The 21,521-nt window shown below is 35.0% G+C and carries 12 protein-coding genes, 1 riboswitch and 2 other annotated features; of the genes, 9 read left to right on the top strand and 3 right to left on the bottom strand.

Annotated features, from left to right (window positions below; translation table 11 throughout):
- The first annotated feature begins 331 nt into the window (after positions 1 to 331).
- Positions 332 to 535, top strand: a binding site (T-box leader).
- 86 nt (positions 536 to 621) lie between these two features.
- Positions 622 to 822 (top strand) — a binding site (T-box leader).
- A gap of 88 nt (positions 823 to 910) precedes the next feature.
- From ilvB to mnmA, 4 genes are all read left to right on the top strand, one after another.
- The gene (gene ilvB, locus AC4CVH_RS15645; RefSeq protein WP_490788661.1) at positions 911 to 2,521 is read left to right on the top strand and encodes a biosynthetic-type acetolactate synthase large subunit; all 1,611 of its coding nucleotides are present in this window, start codon (positions 911 to 913) and stop codon (positions 2,519 to 2,521) included.
- Positions 2,522 to 2,536: 15 nt separating this feature from the next.
- The gene (gene ilvN, locus AC4CVH_RS15640) at positions 2,537 to 3,031 is read left to right on the top strand and encodes an acetolactate synthase small subunit (protein ID WP_490788662.1); all 495 of its coding nucleotides are present in this window, start codon (positions 2,537 to 2,539) and stop codon (positions 3,029 to 3,031) included.
- 243 nt (positions 3,032 to 3,274) lie between these two features.
- Positions 3,275 to 4,438 carry a cysteine desulfurase NifS gene (gene nifS, locus AC4CVH_RS15635; protein ID WP_490788660.1) on the top strand — a complete coding sequence of 388 codons (1,164 nt, stop codon included), beginning with the start codon at positions 3,275 to 3,277 and terminating at the stop codon, positions 4,436 to 4,438.
- 21 nt (positions 4,439 to 4,459) lie between these two features.
- Positions 4,460 to 5,536 carry a tRNA 2-thiouridine(34) synthase MnmA gene (gene mnmA, locus AC4CVH_RS15630; RefSeq protein WP_490788659.1) on the top strand — a complete coding sequence of 359 codons (1,077 nt, stop codon included), beginning with the start codon at positions 4,460 to 4,462 and terminating at the stop codon, positions 5,534 to 5,536.
- A gap of 12 nt (positions 5,537 to 5,548) precedes the next feature.
- On the opposite strand, the gene crcB is transcribed toward mnmA, so the two are convergent.
- Entirely contained in the window at positions 5,549 to 5,908 is a 360-nt protein-coding gene (gene crcB, locus AC4CVH_RS15625) for a fluoride efflux transporter CrcB (protein ID WP_490788658.1), read from the bottom strand.
- Positions 5,905 to 6,312 (bottom strand): fluoride efflux transporter FluC, encoded by a 408-nt coding sequence (locus tag AC4CVH_RS15620; RefSeq protein WP_490788657.1) that lies wholly within the window; start codon positions 6,310 to 6,312, stop codon positions 5,905 to 5,907. Before AC4CVH_RS15620 ends, crcB begins: the two co-directional genes overlap by 4 nt.
- Before the next feature lie 52 nt (positions 6,313 to 6,364).
- Positions 6,365 to 6,423: riboswitch (Fluoride riboswitch) on the bottom strand.
- A gap of 159 nt (positions 6,424 to 6,582) precedes the next feature.
- Between AC4CVH_RS15620 and AC4CVH_RS15615 the strand changes: the two genes are divergently transcribed.
- From AC4CVH_RS15615 to AC4CVH_RS15595, 5 genes are all read left to right on the top strand, one after another.
- Entirely contained in the window at positions 6,583 to 7,752 is a 1,170-nt protein-coding gene (locus tag AC4CVH_RS15615; RefSeq protein WP_490788656.1) for an exonuclease SbcCD subunit D, read from the top strand.
- Positions 7,739 to 10,891, top strand: coding sequence for an AAA family ATPase (locus AC4CVH_RS15610; RefSeq protein WP_490788655.1), 3,153 nt, complete (start codon positions 7,739 to 7,741; stop codon positions 10,889 to 10,891). Before AC4CVH_RS15615 ends, AC4CVH_RS15610 begins: the two co-directional genes overlap by 14 nt.
- 50 nt (positions 10,892 to 10,941) lie before the next feature.
- Positions 10,942 to 13,335, top strand: coding sequence for a VIT and vWA domain-containing protein (locus tag AC4CVH_RS15605; protein ID WP_490788654.1), 2,394 nt, complete (start codon positions 10,942 to 10,944; stop codon positions 13,333 to 13,335).
- 266 nt (positions 13,336 to 13,601) lie between these two features.
- Positions 13,602 to 18,128: a glutamate synthase large subunit gene (gltB, locus tag AC4CVH_RS15600; protein ID WP_490788653.1), complete on the top strand. Its 4,527-nt coding sequence runs from the start codon at positions 13,602 to 13,604 to the stop codon at positions 18,126 to 18,128.
- Positions 18,129 to 18,148: 20 nt separating this feature from the next.
- Positions 18,149 to 19,576 carry a glutamate synthase subunit beta gene (locus AC4CVH_RS15595; protein WP_490788652.1) on the top strand — a complete coding sequence of 476 codons (1,428 nt, stop codon included), beginning with the start codon at positions 18,149 to 18,151 and terminating at the stop codon, positions 19,574 to 19,576.
- Positions 19,577 to 19,628: 52 nt separating this feature from the next.
- Here the strand turns inward: AC4CVH_RS15595 and AC4CVH_RS15590 are convergent.
- A partial coding sequence (locus AC4CVH_RS15590; protein WP_490788289.1) for a glutamine synthetase occupies positions 19,629 to 21,521 on the bottom strand: 1,893 nt, incomplete at its 5' end.

The raw sequence follows: 21,521 nt of genomic DNA, 5'->3' as shown, positions 1-21,521 counted from the left end.
CCTTTTTCCTTATATCCCTTAATCATTCTGTTTATATGTCTAACAGTGCAGCCTAACTCAATTGCAGCTCTCTGCTTGTTACCATTACTATCTATTAACTTCTTAATAACTTTATATTTTAATTCTTCATTCATTTTTAAATATACCTTTCTAATCATGTCCACCTCATTTCTTTGTCATGAGGTTTATTATATTATAAATTTGCTTTTTGGGACATAATCAACTTTGGTATACTAAGACATTATCATCTTTCGTTCATATTAATAAGAATAATTTTAAATAAATATTGACATAAGTAACTATCTATATTATACTAAATATAATTTAAAGAATAAAGACTATGAGAGGGATTAATAAATACATTTGGCATTTCAAAGAGAGCGGAAGTTAGGTGCAATTTCGCAGATGTTCTGTGTTGAACTCACCCTTGAGTTGCAGGCTGAAATTAATTTAAAGTAGGCTGAGCCGTGTGAATCGTTATAAATATAAAGTAATAAATTTGAGTGGTACCGCGAACAGATTTCTCGCCTCATGAGAAAGGCTGTTTTTTTATACTCATTTTTAATTGTTTTAAATTTACAAATATTTAGTGTGTGTTAGTGTGTAAATTAAATAGTGTATTGAAAGGCTTTGAAAGGGACAATTAGGTATTTAATATTTTAAAGAGAGCAGGGCATGGTGGAAAACCTGTATGTATTTATACTGAAGCTCACCCTTGAGCCGCAGGCTGAAATTAATTTAGAATAGGCCTAGCCGTGTTAATCGTTATAAGTTAAAGTAACAAATTTGGGTGGTACCGCGAACAGATTTCTCGCCCCATGGGAAAGGCTGTTTTTTTTATGCAAAATTTCAGTTGATATGTTATTATGCTTGATTGACAAAATTATTTTTGTTATGAGGAGAGATAAATATGAAAGCTGCCGAAGCACTTATCCAATGTTTGAAAGAAGAAAAAGTAAATACGGTATTTGGGTATCCCGGCGCTGCAGTAGTTCCTATATATGAAGCTTTAAGCAGGTCAACTATAAGGCACATATTGGTAAGACAGGAGCAGTCTGCCGGCAACTGTGCCAGTGGATATGCTAGGTCCACAGGAAAGGTTGGAGTGTGTATTGTTACCTCGGGACCTGGTGCAACTAATTTGATTACTTCTATTGCTGGTGCATATATGGATTCCATACCTCTTGTAATAATTACAGGACAGGTTAAATCCAATTTAATAGGAAGAGATGTTTTTCAAGAATTTGATATTACAGGTGCAACGGAGTCATTTACTAAATATAATTTTCTTATAAAAGATCCTGATTCACTGCCAAAGATTTTAAAAGAGGCATTTTATATAGCAAATACAGGGAGAAAGGGACCTGTGCTTGTGGATATACCTATTGATGTTATGGAAAAGGAAATTGAATTCAAATATCCTGATACAGTGAATATAAGAGGATATAAACCTACTGTCGAAGGACATGACGGGCAGATAATGAAAATAGTAAACAGGCTTGAAAAAAGCAAGAAACCTGTAATCTGTGCAGGTGGAGGAATAATTCTTGCCGGAGCACAGGATGAATTCAGAAGATTTGTTGATGCATCCGGGATACCGGTTGTCAATACTCTTATGGGAAAAGGCAGTATTGATGAAGACAGTAAATATTATATAGGGATGATTGGAACACATGGATTCGATTATGCAAATAAGGCTGTGGAAAATGCAGATGTTTTAATACTGCTCGGTGCCAGGGCCACAGACAGGACAACATGTGGACTTAAGAATTTTGCAAAAAATGCAGATATAATTCATGTAGATATAGATCCAGCTGAAATAGGAAAAAACATTTCAACAAATATTCCAGTAGTAGGTGATTTGAAAAACATATTAAAAAAGTTAATAGAAAAAATACCTGTACTTGATACGCAAAACTGGATCCGTGAATTAAAAGGTTATGATTCGAATCATAAAGGTCTGAGAGAGTTTGCGGGAAAGCTTGATCCAAGGTATGTTTTAAAAACAGTTTCATCAGTTTTAGATGACTGCAGTATCGTAACGGCAGATGTGGGACAGAATCAGATATGGTGTGCACGTGGATATAAAATTACAGGAAACAAGAAATTTCTTACTTCTGGAGGACTTGGGGCCATGGGATATTCTCTGCCTGCTGCTATAGGAGTGAAAATAGGAAATCCCGAAAAAAAGGTTGTTGCTTTTATAGGTGATGGTGGTTTTCAAATGAGTATTTTTGAGCTTGCTACAATTTCAGAATACAATTTGAAAATTGTAATAGTGTTGTTTAATAATTCCGGATTGGGAATGGTAAGGGAAATTCAAAAAAAGGAATCGCTCAGTGAATTCGGAGTGAATTTCAAGTTCAACCCGGATTTTGTAAAACTTGCACAATCCTATAATATAAAAGCGCTTAGAGTTGATTCGGATCATGATTTCCGAGAAATCTTTAAACAGTCAGTTGATTCAGATGAACCAGTTTTGATAGAATGTATGATTGACTCTTATGAAACTACTTTTTAGCAGGGAGTGATAGGTATAAAAAAATATGTAATATCCGTACTGGTTGAAAATCATTCTGGAGTTTTAAGCAAGGTTGCAGGGCTTTTTAGCAGGAGAGGATATAATATCCACAGCCTTACTGTAGGAATTACAGAAGATCCTGAAATATCAAGAATGACAATTGTATCTATTGGAAACGACTATATGTTTGAGCAAATAAATAAACAGCTTAATAAGTTGATAGAAGTAATAAAAGTTGTTGATCTCAGCACACAAGGTCATTCCGTATATAGAGAATTGTCGCTTGTTAAGGTTTCGGCAGATTCGGGAAACAAACTTATTATAATGCAGATTGCAAATACATTCAGAGGAAATATAGTTGATATGAATGAAAACAGCATGACAATTGAAGTAACCGGTGATGAAGAGAAAATATCTGCATTTATTGAACTTATGAAACCTTATGGTATAAAGGAGAGCATAAGGACAGGACTTACGGCTCTGAATCGTGGAAACAAGCTTGAAATTTAAATAAAGTGTTATAAAAAATAGCTGGAGAGCCAAACAACATTCTCCAGCTATTTATATTTCATTTGTGAAAAATATTTAACCCATAATATAGTATATACATATTATGTATAGTAGACTTGTAGTTTTGAGTCGCATACAATTTGACAAATCCAGTATTAAAAAATAAAATAAAATGTAACATTACTAAATCATAGTAGATTACTCTGAATTTATCAGAGGTATCTAATTACAGGGGCGGTATGTATGGAAAGAGAAATATATATGGATTATGCTGCAACTACTTTTGTGAAACCTGAAGTGGCTGCTGCTATGAATCCTTATTTTAGTGAATATTTCGGTAATCCTTCATCAATTTATTATATATCACGAAAGAATGCTGCTGTTATAAATAAGAGCAGGGAGAAAATAGCCAGGGCGATAAATTCAAGACGGGATGAGATATTTTTTACAAATGGCGGTTCGGAATCTGATAACTGGGCGCTGAAAGGTGTTGCTTTTGCAAACATGAAGAAAGGCAAGCATATAATTACCACATCCATTGAACATCATGCAATTTTAAATACGTGCAGGTATCTTGAAAAACTTGGATTTGATATAACCTATCTTGAAGTTGACAGCGAAGGATTTATTGATATGGATGAGCTTAAAAACAGCATAAGGGAGGATACCATTTTGGTATCTGTGATGTTCGCAAACAATGAAATAGGTACTGTAGAACCTATAGAGAAGATAGGAGATTTCTTAAAAGATAAGGATATACTTTTTCATACAGATGCAGTTCAGGCTATAACCCATGTGCCAATTGACGTTAAAAAGATGAATATAGACCTGCTTTCCATGTCATCCCATAAGTTCTATGGTCCAAAGGGAATGGGCGCACTTTATATAAAAAAAGGCATCAATATAGATAATCTAATTCATGGTGGAGGTCAGGAAAGAGGAAAGAGGGCAGGTACTGAAAATGTTCCTGGAATAGTTGGAATGGCACATGCGGTGGAAATTGCATGTAATGATATGGAAAATGAAACAAAACGTCTTGAGATGTTGAGAGACAAACTTATTGATGGACTTTTGAAAATTAGAGGAAGTAAACTCAATGGTCCGAGACAAAACAGACTTCCTGGAAATATAAATATTTCTTTTAGTGGAATTGATGGAGATATACTTCTTGTAGTACTTGACAACATTGGCATATTTGCATCCAGTGGGAGTGCATGTTCTGCAGGTGCAATGGAACCATCCCATGTATTGTCTGCAATAGGTCTTGAACCTAAAATGGCAAAAAGCGCTCTTAGACTTACAATTGGAGCAGGAACTACTGAAGCGGATGTTAATTTTGTAATAGAAAAAGTGTCAGAGGCTGTAGAAGGCCTGAGAAAAAACAATACGGAAGATAAAATACTATAAAAAACTAGAACAGGTGATAATATGAATAAAAAAGTAGTAATAGGTATGAGCGGCGGAGTTGACAGTTCCGTCGCGGCATATCTTTTAAAAGAGCAGGGATATGATGTTATAGGAGTTACTATGCAGGTATGGCAGGATGATGAATATTACGAGGGCATGGAAAGCGGATGCTGTTCACTTACTGCAGTTGATGATGCAAGAATGGTTGCCTATGATCTTGGAATACCATACTATGTTTTAAATTTCAAACGTGAATTCAGAAAAAGTGTCATAGACTATTTTATAGGTGAGTATATGAAAGGAAGGACACCAAACCCATGTATTGCATGCAATAAGTTTATAAAATTTGATGAGCTTTTGAAAAAAGCAACAAGCCTTGGAGCAGATTATGTTGCTACGGGTCATTATGCTACGGTGGAAAGAGAAAATGACAGATATGTACTTAAAAAATCAAAAGATGACAGGAAAGATCAGACATATGCACTATACAGTTTAAATCAATATCAGCTTTCGCATACGCTTATGCCCTGTGGTATTTATGAAAAGACGAAAATAAGGGAAATTGCAAAACAAATAGGCCTAGCGGTTCATGATAAAAAAGACAGCGAGGAAATATGTTTTATACCTGACAACAATCATGGTGAATACATAGTAAGACAGTCTTCTGGAAAGGCGTGTTCAGGAAATTTTGTAGACAAGAAAAATAGAGTACTTGGAAAGCATAAGGGAATATTCTACTATACTATAGGACAGAGAAAAGGACTCGGTATTTCATTTGGAGTGCCAAAATACGTTATAGACATAGACCCTGTAAAAAACACTGTTATACTTGGTGATGAAGAAGATTTGTTTAAAGATGAATTTATAATCAAGGATGTAAATTTTATGCCCTTTGAAGTTCTATCAGATAGCATGAATGTACAGTGCAAAATAAGATATTCTGCAAAGCCAAAAGAAGCAATCATAAGTCCATGCAATGATGGAAGTGTTAGAGTTAAATTTAAAGAACCCCAAAGAGCCATAACAAGAGGACAGTCGGCAGTGTTTTACAATGGAAATACTTTAGTCGGCGGAGGCATAATAGATAGGCTCCTGTAAACTAAGCTTGTTTTATATGAAGTATTCGATCAAGTTATATCCTATTGTGTAAAATAATATTCCGACTATAATGCTGATTGATATATATATAAGAGCGTTTAATTTTTGGTGCCCTTCTATAAGCTTTGTACTGTCAAACATGAATGTTGAGAAAGTTGTATAAGCTCCGACAAAGCCATCGCATAAAAAATAATGCAGCGGGCTGTTTAAATTAGCTGCACTTAAAATTCCAAGAATAAGAGCACCTGTTATATTTATAATAAGGGTTCCTATTGGAAAATATTTTCCAACACGTTTTTGTATGTATTGACCGAGAGAGTATCTTGCAAGACTTCCCATTGAGCCACCTATACCTATTAGAAATATATTCATTTTATTACCTCCTTGTGATTTTTGTTCATTATAAATCTTGTGGTATGTATTCCGGCGAATGATGAGCATAGTCCAAGAACTATAGATACACATATGTAAAACACGGCTTGTATATAATAATGCTGGCTTGATATGATCCAAAATTCACGACATACTGTTGAAAATGTGGTATAGGCTCCAAAAAAACCTGTGCAAATCATGAGGTTTATGTTTAAATGCCGTGTCATTTTTTCAACAAAATAAATGCTTACAGCTGCAAGAAGAAAACTTCCTGTCAGGTTTATAAAAAGTGTTTTTATGGGAATAATGCCAATATAGAATTTTTCTATATCTAAATCTTCAATAAGTATTCTTAAGATAGCACCAAAGAATCCTCCAAATGCTATAAGTATGTATTTTTTCATTATAAGTAAATTCCTCCTAGTATATTTTTGTATAAATTATGCCCCTGCCTAGAAAAAAGCAGGGGCCATCAGCATACGCATTTAAAGGCGAGCTCCATCACCTAATAACAAACACATCAATAATTATAAACTAAGTCATGCTTATATTCAATACATATAATTCATACTTTGATTAATTTTATATATTAAAGCAATGATGTGAAATATTGATTTTTATGAGTGTATAATATATTGTATAGATAAACATTTTATTTCTTGGAGGTGATTGCATTGAGGATAATTCACACGGCGGATTGGCACATAGGTAAAATTGTAAATCAAGTACATATGATAGAAGACCAGGCATATATATTAAATGAATTCATAGAGCTTGTTTCAGCAGAAAAACCGGATGTTGTTGTCATTGCAGGAGACGTATATGACAGGTCGGTACCTCCAGTTGAAGCAGTAGAACTTCTGGATCATGTTCTTACAAAGATACTTATTGACTTTAAAATACCTGTGATAATTATATCGGGAAATCACGATAGCGGCGACAGGGTTGGATTTGCAAGTGAGATACTTAAAAAAAATGGATTATATATATATGGAAAAATCAAAACACCTGTTATTCCCGTAAAAATCAATGATGAATACGGCGTTGTCAATTTCTATCCAATTCCGTATTGTGAGCCCGCAGAAGTAAGGCATTTAATGCAAGATGACAGTATACACAGCCACAATGAGGCGATGGGAGCAATTACAAATTCAATAAGGAGTTCAATGAGTACAAATGAGAGAAATATTATTATAGCTCATGGTTTTGTTATGGGAGGCATGTCATCGGATTCCGAAAGGCCTCTTTCAATAGGTGGAAGCGAGTACATAGATGCTTCGGTTTTTAATGACTTTGACTACACTGCACTTGGACATCTTCATGCTCCGCAAAAAATAGGAAGTGACAAAATACGATATTCAGGTTCACTTCTAAAATATTCTTTTTCTGAAGCAAGGCAGAGGAAATCTATAAGCATTGTTGACATGGATGGGGATGGGAATGTAAAAATAGAAAAAAAAGCTCTACCTGTAAAAAGAAATATGCGGGTATTGACTGGAGACCTTCATGACATATTAAATCCGGATGTATATAAAAATACTGATACCGAAGATTATGTATGTGTAAATCTTACAGATGAAGGAGAAATTGTTGAGCCAATGAGCAAAATTAGAGCGGTGTATCCCAATGTAATGAAGCTTGTACGTGAACCTTTAAAAAACAAATACAGTGAAAATGCACAAAGTATAAAAAAGTCATATAAAAATAGAAATATATTTGAGCTTTTTGGCGAATTTTACAATTATGTTACAGGAAATGAACTTACAGAGGACAAGAAAAGTATAATTTCAGATGCACTTGAAAAAATCAAAGACGAGGCAGGTGATTGTATTGAAACCGGTTAAACTTGAAATGACAGCGTTTGGACCATATCCGGGGCGGGAAACAGTTGATTTTAGAAAGCTTGGAAACAGGAATATATTTTTGATAACAGGTCCTACGGGGTCAGGTAAAACAACCATTTTTGATGCAATAAGTTATGCCATATATGGAGAGGCAAGCGGCGATGGTCGTGATGGAGAAAATTTAAGGAGCCAGTTTGCGGATCCTGATGTTTTAACATCAGTTCAGCTTTATTTCGAGCTGAAGGGCAGAGCATATTCTGTTAAGAGAATACCAAGGCAGATGAAACCAAAGTTAAGAGGAGAAGGATTTACAGAACAGAAGAGTGATGCTGAACTGAAGGTATTTTGTGAAAATGGTGATTACAAATTGACCTGCGGGATTGTGGATGTAAAAAAAAAGATTGATGATATCATGGGCATAAGTTATGAACAGTTCAAACAGATAATCATGATTCCACAGGGGGAATTCAGGCAGCTTCTCGTTTCCGACAGCAGGGAAAAAGAGAAAATACTTAGAAAAATATTCAATACCCAGATATATGGAAAACTGGAGTCTGCCCTGTCTGATACAGCGGGGAGCATATTGGGTGATATAAAACTTTTAGACAACAAACGCGCTGAAAATATAAGCAAGATACAATGTGAAAATGACAGCATGCTTTATAGTGAAATAGTAAAGCAAGATAAAAATTTTGATAAAATAGTGTCTCTTCTTCAAAATGAAATATCTTCGGATATGGAGCTTAAAGATAAATTGGATAAAAAGGTCTCTGACTTTTACTCAAAAATAGAAAATATTCAAAAGCAAATATATGAAGCTCAGCAGAATAATAAGAAAGTTAAGGAAAAGATTAAGGTTCAGGAGCAAATTCGTTTATTAAAGAATAAGGCTGATTATATAAAGAAAAGGGAGAACAAACTTTCTCTTGGAAGAAAGGCTTTTAATTTGGAGGCAATTGAAAAAAACTATTTATCAAGAAATGAAGACGTAAATTTGAAGAAAAGGCAGCTTGAAAAATGCCTGGAAAATGTGAAAGAAGCTGAAATAGGGTTGAAGCAGGCTGAAGAAATACTTTCCAGGGAAGAAAAAAACTCGGAATATAGAAATAGTGTTGTTGAAAAAATATCCAACCTTAAGGGAGTTCGAAGTAAACTTATAGATTTTAAAGAACAGAGCAGAATTTTTGATGTGTCAAACACTGAATTTCAAAAATTAAAGTTCGAATGGAAGAATAAGGACAGTCGTATAAAAACACTTAAAAAAGATATTGACATAAGCAGGGAAAAAATTGATCATTGCAGAAATTTCGAGGAAGAGAGTGTTAAATTAAAAACAAAACACGAAAGACTGGATAGAATTTATTTTCTTTTGGAAGAGCTTGAAAACGAAAACCAAAGTATAATAAAGATGAGAGACAGTTATAAAAAGTATTCTTGTGAGGTTAAACAGGAAAAAACTTTTTTAAATGAACAAAAACAAAAACTTAACCAGATGGAGGACATGTTTTTAAAGAGCCAGGCTTCTTTTTTTGCTGGGATGCTTTCAGAAGGAGAGCCATGCCCTGTATGTGGTTCAACAGAACATCCAAGCCCGACTGTAATTTCCAAAAATTGTTCATATGAAAATTCTATTGAAGTTCAGAGAAAACTTATAAACGAGCTTGAAAAGAAGTTTGACAAGGCAAATGAGAAATTCAACAAGATATGTTCGAGAGGTATGGAAAAGAAAATATTTATAGAAAGAATAAAAAAGGAATATAGGGAGCTTTCAGGTGAAGGTATGCCTGATGCGGAAGGTGTGGAACTTTCTCAGATTGTAAAGGACAAAAAACTATCTTTAAAAGATAGTTTGACAAGTGTTGAAAAAGATATAAAAAGTATAGAGAAAGATCAGAAAAATTTTCAAAGTCAAAAAGACGATTTTGCACGGAAGTCAAATTTATATGAAAATGAAATGATTTTATTTCAAGAGCTCAATGACAAATATTCCAATTATGTTATAAAAATAGAAAGCATGAGGGGAAAGCTTGAACAAATAAGAAAAGACATACCAGAGCAGTTCGGGTCTGTAAAAAAATTGGAGAATGACATAAAAAAACTTGAATTTGATTATGAAGAGGCTGCAAAAAGTTTTAAAAGGGCACAAAATTCTTATGTAGAGTATAAATCAGCTTACAATACAATGTGTTCAAGCAGAATATCTCTTGAGAAAGATGTGGAGATTATGAAAAGAAAACTTGATGAAGCCCATGGGATTTTTAAAGATGGAATATCAAACTTCGGATTTAAGAACCTTGAAAATTATAAAAATGCAAAGATTTCTACAGACGAGGAAAATGATCTGGATTTGGAAATAAGTTCTTATTATGCAGAGGTCAAATCAGCAGAGGATAGATTTTGCAAACTTTTGTCCGAGATTAAGAATGAGGATCTTATAGATACAGATGAACTTGAATCAAAGATAGTTGTTTTAAAATACGATAGAAGTAACTTTGAAAATAAAAGATCGTCTCTAACTGCAAAAATAAAAATAAACAAGTCTATAAGTTCCAGAGTCAATGAACTTTTTTCATTGATATATGAAAAAGAAAAGAAATATAGCATAGTAGGAGAATTATCCAGAGTATGTAAAGGAGCAAACAGGGAAAGAATAAATTTTGAAAGATATGTACTTTCTTCATTTTTTGAGGATATTATTGAAGCTGCAAATATAAGATTTAGAAAGATGAGTGGAGGAAGATATGAGCTTGGAAGGATAACTGAAACTGGAAAAGGAAGGGCACAGGCAGGACTTGATCTTCAAGTCTATGATAATTACACAGGAAAATTCAGACATGTAAAAACTCTGTCCGGTGGTGAAAGCTTTAAAGCGGCGTTGTCACTTTCTCTTGGACTTGCGGATATAGTTCAGTCATATTCAGGTGGAATAAGCCTGGATACCATGTTTATAGATGAAGGATTTGGAACACTTGATTCTGAATCTCTTGACAGTGCAATACAATGCCTTGTTGATCTTCAGAGCAGTGGAAGACTTGTTGGTATAATATCTCACGTACCGGAGCTCAGGGAAAGAATAGATGCCAAGCTTGAAATAATTCCAGGAACCGAGGGAAGCAAAACGAGTTTTAACATTGTATGAGAATTGTAAAATAAATTTATATTAATTTGTTCGCGGAGGAGGACATGCCGATGTATACATCTTATTTAAAACCAAACAGACATTTAAATGAAAGTATAATTTTAAAAAATGCAAGTGTGAATGGAAACATATGTGCAGGATATGGAGAAATATTTATAACACAAATTTATAAAAATACGGGAAGCGAGGATATAGAGGGACTATATGTTTTTCCTATTCCAGATACAGCTTTTATATCGGGATTTGAATGTGAAATAGGCGGAAAAACTTTAAAGGCGGTTATTGAGGATAAGAAGAAGATTAAAAATATATGTGAAAATTCAAATAAGAGAATTTGCAGGGAATTTTCCATGGAGAAGTTTGAATCTAATGTATTTAGGATAAAAATAGGAAGAATACTTTCGGGAGAAACTGTTAAAATAAAGTTTTCTTATGTGGATGAATTGAAGTACAAGGAAGGCGTTTTTAAACTTGTTGTTCCATCAATGCTGCAGCCTAGAATTTTTGATGATAATTCTTTTAAAAGCAATGACAGACACTTGAATTTACAAGAAGGAAAAAAAATTAAATGTAATAATGTTATTTTCAAAGCAAATATAATAGTAGAATCTCTTGAAGAACTTGAGTTTAAATCTGTAAATCACAAAATAAATGTGTACAGGGAAGGAAATTCTGTAACTAAGATAAGTTCCCAGGGTGGCATTGATCTTATTTGTAAAGATTTTATACTTACAATGAAGGAAAAACAGACCCTTGAAGAAAACGGCATGATATATAACTGTATTGATGGAAACAGAAAAAAAGGAATAGTATACATCAGGTTAATTCCAAAGCTTGATAAATTTGAGACAGATAAAAAGAGAAAATATATATTTGTTATTGATGTGTCAACTTCAGATGATATGATAAAGCATGTCAAGGATTCAATTCAGTTGTGTCTTAGAAATATGTTGATGGGAGATATGTTCAATATAATTGCAACAGGTGATGAAGTTAGTGTATTTTCAAGGAATGGAATGGTAAAATACACAGAAGAAACTTTGAATTCGGCTTCAGAATGGATAGAAAATTTGAGTATAGGCAAAAAAAATGATTTGCTTTCGGCTTTCGAATATTTGCGGACTGAAACCAGTGAACAAAGTATAATATTATTGTTTAATGATCACGGAGTTGAGAGAGAGGAAGCTACACTTGAATATATAAGAAACAACATGAATTGCAATAATATTTATACTTTTTGTATTGGCAGATTTTCGGACACGTATCTTTTAAACAAATTTTCGGGTGGGAGAACTGGCAAAAATGAGGTAATAGATGAAAGTAAAAATATTGAAGATGTTGTTTTAAAACAGTTTACCAGAATTAAGAGTCCTAAAATAGAAGATGTAAAGATTGATTGGGGAAAATTGAAAGTTAATGCTACATATCCGGGAACTATAGACTATATATATAATAGAGAAGTATTTTCAATATTTGCAGTGGTTGAAGGAGACGCGGCAGGTTGTGTGGTATTGAGCGGAAAGGTTGGAAAAGGGGAATTCCTGAAGGAAATAGACATAGACAGTTTTAACATTGAAGAAAATGCCAATCTCATAAGAAAAGTATGGGTTGGTAAGAAAATAGAAGCTATGGAAAATACCATGAGAACAGTTGAGGAAAACAAAAGAGAAGTCACAAGAGAGAAAATAGTTGAACTCTCAAAAAAAGAAAAAATAATGAGCAATGAAACAGATTTTGTGTTGATGGAACTTATGGAAGAGCCTGTTATTGGCATTCAAATAAAAAATATAGTTGGCGTAAAATGGGAAAATTGTGGCAAAAACACATGTATGCAAGCAGGAAGTGATATTAAGAAAGGATTTTTCTATAAAAAGATTTTTAAAAATGATAATTTATATTTAAAAAGGAAATATCCAAGAGAAAAGATAATGAAAATAATTGCAAAAAGCCAATTTGCAGACGGTTCTTTCAGGGACATAGAAAATCAAACGATTGATGAAAAATTAAGGCTTACTTCAATGGCATTATTGTCTTTTATAATAGGAGATGAAAATATAAACATTTATTCCAACCAAATCAACAAGGCTGTAAAGTTTATATGCAGTAATTATGATAAAACAGGGGCAGGTCATAAAGACGAGATTTTGGCAATTATATTATTGACTCTTGATAGAATTAAAAAACTTGGAATAGCGGATGAAAAACTTGATGATAAGCTTTTGGAGGTAATAAAAAGAATTTCAAAAATGCTTCGTTCTAGCGGAAAGAATGAAAGTATTATTGATAAATTTTCAACAATGCCTTTTAAAAGAAATGTAGCTTCCTTCTTTAGAAAAAGCAGAGATAAAAAATATATAGATGAAGTCATAGTAGTAACTAAAGGGGAAAATTTAATTCTAAATATGGCTAAGCTAGCTATACTAATGTCAATTGATGTACAATAGCATATATTAAGATTTGATTAAAAGCTAGAGGCTTTGCGTTTTGTCAGCAGAACTTCTAGCTTTTTTATGATATTTTTTACTGTGGAGCATTCAAATAGAGCATAAATATATTCATATCTTTAAAAAATGGTATGATTTTATAATCTTATGATAAAATATATATGTTTTTTTGAAAAATAAATAAAATAATGAAACTTTTATATTGAAAAATTTCATAAACAAATATATAATTTAAACTAAACCGAAAATTAAAGGGGGCAAATTACATGAAATCAATTGGGGGATTACCACCAAAGCAGGGACTTTATAATCCAGTTTTTGAAAAAGATAATTGCGGAGTTGGTTTTGTTGCCAATATTAAAGGAGAAAAGTCCCATGATGTAGTAAAAAAAGGGCTCCGGGTACTTGTTAATTTAACACATAGAGGTGCTGTTGGTGCTGATCCTAAGACTGGTGATGGTGCAGGAATACTTTTGCAGATACCAGATGAATTTTTTAGAATATGTTGTGACAATCAGGGAATAATACTTCCCAAAGCTGGCAAATATGCGGTAGGTATGGTGTTTTTACCAAAGGAGCCTGCTCTTAGATACCAATGCGAGGGAATTTTAGAGAGAATAGTAAAAGAAGAAGGCCAAAAAATACTGCATTGGCGAAATGTTCCTACAGACGATAGGGCAATAGGAGAAACGGCAAGGGGAACAGAGCCTATAATAAGACAAATATTTGTCGAAAATTGCATGAGTGATGAAGCTGAATTTGAAAGAAAGCTCTATGTAATAAGAAAAAAGACCGAAAATGAAGTTAAAAAACTTGTCAAAAGAAATGCCGAGTATTTTTACATATGCTCCCTTTCAAGTAGAACAATAGTTTATAAAGGGCTTCTTTTGGCAGATCAGATAAGAGGATACTATTTGGATTTAAATGATGTTAATTTCAAGAGTGCCATAGCACTCGTCCATCAAAGATTTAGTACAAATACTTTCCCTACCTGGGATCTTGCACAGCCTTTCAGGTATCTTGCACATAATGGTGAAATAAACACAATAAGAGGAAATAGAAACTGGATGAATGCAAGAGAGGGCATATTAAAGTCAAGCACATTTGGAAATGACATAAAAAAATTGTTCCCTATTATGACACCAAATGTAAGTGATTCTGCCTCCCTTGACAATATGTTCGAGCTTCTTACAGCAGATGGTAGAAATATTGCGCATTCAATGATGATGCTCATACCTGAAGCATGGGAAAAGAATACCGAAATGCCTGACTACAAGAAGGCATTTTATGAATATCACGGCTCTCTTATAGAACCATGGGACGGACCTGCTGCCGTATTTTTTACTGATGGTGTACAAATTGGTGCAACTCTTGACAGAAATGGTTTGAGACCTGCCAAATATGTAATAACAAAAGATGATCAGATTGTAATGGCATCGGAACTTGGCGTACTTGAATTCGATCCAGGTGAAATAGTTGAAAAAGGTAGATTGAACCCTGGAAAGATGTTTCTTGTAGATACTAAAAAGGGAAAGATAATAGATGATATTGAACTTAAAAAAGAGATCTGCACAGAGAAACCATATGAAGAATATATAAGGAAAAGCAAAAGGACACTTAAAGATTTTGCAGATATTTCAGAATATAAGAAGATCATGCCTGAGAGACTCAAGGAAAATCAGCAGGCTTTTGGATATACAATGGAAGACTTGAAAGTTATACTTAAATATATGGCTGAAAACGGGAAGGAACCTTTGGGATCAATGGGTAATGATACACCGCTTGCAGTTTTGTCTGAAAGACCACAAATTCTATTTTCATATTTCAGGCAGCTTTTTGCACAGGTTACAAATCCACCGATAGATCCTATAAGAGAAGGAATTGTAATGTCTCTTATGAATTATATAGGACCGCAGAACAACATACTTAGCAAGGGTTCTATTGAAAGTCCTTTCATAGAACTTGAGAAACCTATTCTTACTGATGATGAAATGGCAAAAATAAAAAAGATGGGTGATACTGATTTCAAGACAACTACTGTACCTATTACATTCAAATATGATAGTGGAATAACTGGATTTAAGGAGGCCTTGAAATTAATATGCGAAAGAGTGTCGAAAAAGGTTGACGAAGGTTACAATATAATTGTACTTAGTGACAAAAAGGTTGATGAATATGAAGCTGCCATACCAAGTCTTCTTGCGGTTTCCGCAGTTCATCAATATCTTATAAAGAAAAAAACAAGAACAAAGGTTTCATTGATTATAGAAACTGGTGAGGCAAGGGAAACAACTCATTTTGCCCTTCTCATGGGATATGGTGCAAGCGCTGTTTGTCCATATCTTGCATACAGATCTATAGAATATCTTTCCGATGATGGTATGATAAAAGGAATTTCAAAGGAAACAGCAGTTGAAAATTACAAGAAGGCAGTATGCGGAGGGCTTTTAAAAATACTTTCCAAAATGGGAATATGCACAATACAAAGTTATCATGGTGCACAGATATTTGAAGCTCTTGGACTTAGCAGCGAATTTGTAGATAAGTATTTCAAGGGAACTACAACTACAATCGGTGGAATAGGCATAGATGTAGTTGCAAAAGAAGTCCTTATGAGACATAAAAAAGCCTTTGACAGATTTAGAAATCCATCTTTGGCTCTTGATGTGGGAGGATTGTATTCATGGAGAAAAGAAGGTGAGTTTCATCTTTTCAATCCTATGACCATACACAAGCTGCAGCTTGCTTCAAGAAATAATGATTACAATGAATATATGGAATACTCGAGGCTTATAAATGATCAGAGCAGGCATCACTGTACACTCAGAAGTTTGTTTGATTTCAATATGGATGAAAAATCTGAAATACCTATAAGCGAGGTAGAACCTGAAAGTGAAATAATAAAAAGATTTTGCTCTGGAGCAATGTCTCTTGGTGCACTTAGCAAAGAAGCACATGAAACCATAGCGATTGCAATGAATAAAATAGGTGCAAAGAGCAACTCGGGTGAAGGCGGAGAGGATTATAGAAGATTTAAGGTTGGACCTGATGGAAAAAACAGGAGAGGTGCCATAAAACAGGTAGCATCTTCAAGATTTGGTGTAACTACAGATTATCTTATAAATGCCGATGAAATCCAGATAAAAGTTGCACAGGGTGCTAAGCCTGGTGAAGGAGGACACCTTCCAGGACCAAAGGTTGACCATTACATTGCCGAAGTAAGACATTCCACTCCAGGAATAGCTCTTATTTCGCCTCCTCCTCATCATGACATATATTCAATTGAAGATCTTGCACAACTTATATATGATTTAAAAAGTGTAAATCCAAACAGCAAAATAAGTGTGAAGCTGGTGTCGGAAGTTGGTGTTGGAGTCATTGCAGCCGGTGTTGCAAAAGCTCATGCAGATTTAATACTGATAAGCGGACATGATGGTGGTACAGGAGCATCACCTCTCTCATCAATGAGATATGCAGGTACTCCTTGGGAAATAGGTCTTTCTGAAACTCATCAGGTGCTTCTTTTAAATAATTTGAGAAGCAGGGTAAGACTTCAAACAGACGGACAGCTTAAAACAGGAAGAGATGTAGTTATTGCATCACTGCTTGGAGCAGAGGAATTTGGCTTTGCAACTTCAATACTTGTAACGCTTGGATGTACACTGCTTAGAAATTGTCACTGCAACATGTGTTCAATGGGTATTGCAACCCAGGATGACGAACTCAGACAAAAATTCAAGGGCAAACCTGAGCATATAATAAACTTCCTAACATTCATAGCAAGAGAGGTCAGGGAATACATGGCTAAGCTTGGATTTAGAACTATGAATGAAATGATAGGAAGAGTGGACAAATTAAAATTAGATGACAAAGAAAAAGAAAAATATTTGAAAACACGTGGACTGGATTTTTCAAATATATTGTACAGACCTGATGTACCTGAGAAGATAAAACCATATTGTACTATATCCCAGGATCATGGAATAAGTACTGCACTTGATCATACTTTAATAGAAGTTTCAGCACCTGCATTAAATTACAGAAAAAATGTGGTTGGAAATTTTGAAATAAAAAATGTAGATAGAAGTGTAGGAGCCATGCTGAGTGGAAAGATAGCAAAAAACTTTGGAAGACAGGGGCTCCCTGAGGACACTATAAAATTCAGTTTCAAAGGATCTGCAGGTCAAAGTTTTGGAGCCTTTGGAATGAAAGGTCTCACTTTAAAACTTGTTGGAGATGCAAATGATTATGTTGGAAAGGGACTTTCCGGCGGAAAAATCATAATAGAAACGCCTTCAGATGCAGCTTACAAGGCATCGGAGAGTTTTATCGCAGGAAATACAATACTTTATGGTGCAACCAGCGGAAAGCTTTTTGTAAATGGAATGGCTGGAGAAAGATTTGGCGTAAGAAACAGTGGTGCTTCAGCTGTAGTTGAAGGTGTAGGAGATCATTGCTGTGAATATATGACTGGTGGAGTTATAGTAGTACTTGGAAAGACAGGAAGAAACTTCGGGGCAGGTATGAGTGGTGGAATAGCCTATGTATTTGACGAGAAGGATTCCTTTGACAAGAACTGCAATATGGATATGGTGGAAATAAATGAACTTGACAAAGAAGACGAGACTCTTGTTTTGGATCTTATAAATGAACATTCTATAGATACAGATAGTTCTAAAGCTAAGTATATACTTAACAACTGGGACAAATGCAAGCTTAAATTCAAGAAAATTATTCCTACAGCATATAAGCTTATACTTGAAAAAAAGAGAGAAAATGTTAAGGTATCTTAGCGAAAGGAGATGTGTATAAAATGGGAAAATTAGGTGGATTCAAAGAGTTTGAACGAAGAGATTTTGAGACTAGACCGGTTAAAGACAGAGTTAAAGATTATAGAGAAGTTCACACAGCGCTTCCTGCAGAAGATATGGAAAAGCAAGCTGCCAGATGTATGAATTGTGGCACCCCGTTTTGTAATTGGGGATGTCCACTTGGAAATTTGATTCCTGATTGGAATGACCTTGCGTATAGGGGCGATTGGAAAAAGGCTTATGAAAGAATACGAATGACCAATAACTTTCCTGAATTTACAGGAAGGATATGCCCTGCACTTTGTGAATCATCCTGTACGCTTGGCATAAATTACAATCCTGTATCCATAAGAGAATTGGAATTTATGATAATAGAAAAGGCGTTTAAGGAAGGCTGGGTAAAACCTGTACTTCCAAGAAACAGAACAGGAAAAAAGGTGGCAGTAGTAGGATCGGGCCCTTCAGGGCTTTCAACTGCTGCACAATTGAATTCTGTTGGACATGAAGTTGTTGTATTTGAAAGACATGAAGAGGCGGGTGGATTGCTTAGATATGGCATACCGGACTTCAAGCTTGAAAAGAACATAGTAAAGAGAAGAATAAAAATCATGAAAGAAGAGGGAATTGAATTCAGAACAGGTGTAAATGTTGGAGTGGATATAACAAGCAAACAGCTTAAGGATGAGTTTGATGCTGTTGTACTTACAGGTGGATCTACAATTCCAAGAGATCTTGATGCGCAAGGAAGGCAACTTGAAGGAATCTATTTTGCAGTTGATTATCTGTCAGCTCAGAATAGAGCGGCATCAGATACTTCAGGCAGCAAAAAAAATGTTACAGCTAAAGGAAAATCCGTAGTTGTAATTGGAGGCGGAGACACGGGATCTGACTGTATAGGTACTGCAATAAGGCAGGGAGCAAAAAAAGTGTGCCAGATTGAGATAATGCCAAAACCTCCTGTTTCAAGAGATGAAACAATGCCATGGCCTCTTTATCCAAAGATATTAAAGACGACCACATCACATGAAGAAGGATGTGAGCGTATGTGGAATATTTCAACAAAATCTTTTGAAGGAAAGGATGGCAAACTCACAAGGCTTAACTGCACTGAGGTAAAATGGAGCAAAAATGGCGGCAGGATGTCAATGGAAGATGTATCTGGAAGTGAATTCTATATCGATGCGGATATTGTTCTTATAGCAATGGGTTTTCTGCATCCGGATCATAATGGACTTTTGAATGACCTTTCAGTTGAGTTTGATAAGAGGGGAAATGTTCTTACATCAGATTCACATATGACTAATGTAGAAGGAGTATTTTCTGCAGGCGATATGAGAACGGGACAGTCACTTGTTGTACGTGCAATCGAGGATGGAAGAATTACAGCAAGGTATGTAGATGAGTATTTGATGGGAGACTCATTCCTATAGAAAAAAAGAACCACTGGAAAGAATATTTCCAGTGGTTCTTCTTTATCTGGTGTTATATGTCGAGCAAGTTTTTCTTGTAGTTGGAATACAAATTTCTGAGATCGAACATCTTCTTTTCTATGTCTATCTGAAGATCTGATGCAGTTCCGTAATCTTCAGCATCTATAGCCTCTTTTATCTGTGTGAAGAGACTCTTTTTGTCGTATGAATCCTTAAGAAGTTCATGTCTCAGGTTGTCTATCTTCATCCAGTTTGCAACGTCTATATCAAGAGCTTTGTCTATGGAGTGAAGCATTTTTGCGTTCCTTATTTCTTTTGTATACTGATTCAATACTCTGTGGCTCAGTTCAATTAACCATTTTTCTATATAAGCTGTCTTGAAGCTTTCTATATATTTTTCTTTCAAAACTCCGCCTTTTGTAAGTACTGCTTTTTTCTCAGGATATTTGTCGAGGGCTTCAAAGTTTTCGTATACCGTTGCTGGAGCCTTTCCAAAGAGGTCTTCCCTTTCTTCATCGGAATAGCATTCAAATACATCTATTTCACTTCTGTATTCTCTGTCCTTGTCAAAGTAGTCTGCAGATTCTCCCTTTTTCTTTGAAAGTTCCTTCAAAAGGTCTTCCTCAGACTTGTTGTTCTTTACTGCATATTCTATTCCGTCAACCATTGCTATGTAGAGTGCGCCTACTGCAATGTAAGTATTTGTTCCTGGATTTGGGGCACGGAGTTCGAATCTTGTTGCAAGAGGACTCTGCATTTCTCGTACAACACCTATGAGTACGGATCTGTTCCTTGATGGTACTTCAACCGAACGTCCTATTGAAGTTACTATACATACAGGTGCTTCAAAGCCGGGTTTCAATCTTCTCAAGGCATCTGTAGTTGATGAAACAAAAGGATTCAATACTTCATAGTTCTTGAGTATTCCCATGATTGATCCGTATCCGAATATGCTTAGGAAGCTGTTTTTCGAAGAGAAAAGATTTACTCTTTTTCCATTTTTCAGTTTAAGGGCTATCCCTATATGGGTGTGTTCTCCGCTTCCTGCGATTCCCTCAACAGGCTTTGCCTTGAAGGTAACATTGAGTCCGTTTTCCTTGAAAGTTTCTTCTATTATATTCTTTACGAAGGCTTCATTGTCAACTGACTGTACTGATGTTGAATATTTCCAGTCAACTTCCATCTGCTCCATTATTTCATAGTTCCCGTTTTCATCGATCTTGGCCTGGATTCCGCCGACTTCCTTGTGTCCCATTTCAGGCTCAAATCCGTAGATCTCCATTATCTCGAGGGATTGTTCAAGAGCTGTCTTTACAGCACCTTTTGTTCTTGCCCAGTACTGTTCCTTTAAAACCTGTGAAGTTGAAAGGTCCTCAACTTCTGTCTTGTTGTTTGGAGTACTTACCCAGAATTCAAGTTCTGTTGCGGATGTTCCTATGATATCCTCTATGTCGTCAATCTTTATTCCGATTGAGGAAAGTGAAGCAGGGTATTTTTTGAAAAGGTCTGTGAGATTTGATTTCAAATATTCTATTGAATGTTTGAGCACATACCTTGAATCTACTGCTGATCCATTGTGGTACAGGAAGCAGGGAATTCTCAAGGTTCCAACAGGCTTTCCAGTTGCTTCATCCAGGTTGTCTTTATTGTAGTCTACAAACCAGTTGACATCAAGATCAGGCACCATATCAACCTTCGCATCGTCGAGAGTTGCAATTCCAGGAAGTATGATGGAAGAACCGTCTGTCTGTACTGCACCTTTAAGGAAACCATCTATATCGCTTAAAAATACTTTGATTGGTATTTTTTCATCTGTGTTGTTGCCGCAGAGGTCAACTCCTACAGCTGATACGAATTTTATCTCCGGATGTTTCGTTAAAAGTTCCTTGAGACTTTTTTCATTATGACTATCTTTTGATATTGAATAAATTAAATCTTTTGACAT

The sequence above is a fragment of the Clostridium pabulibutyricum genome (assembly GCF_058242705.1).
The sequence above is the reverse complement of the archived record's forward strand: the minus strand, read 5'-3'. Positions and strand labels throughout refer to the sequence as shown.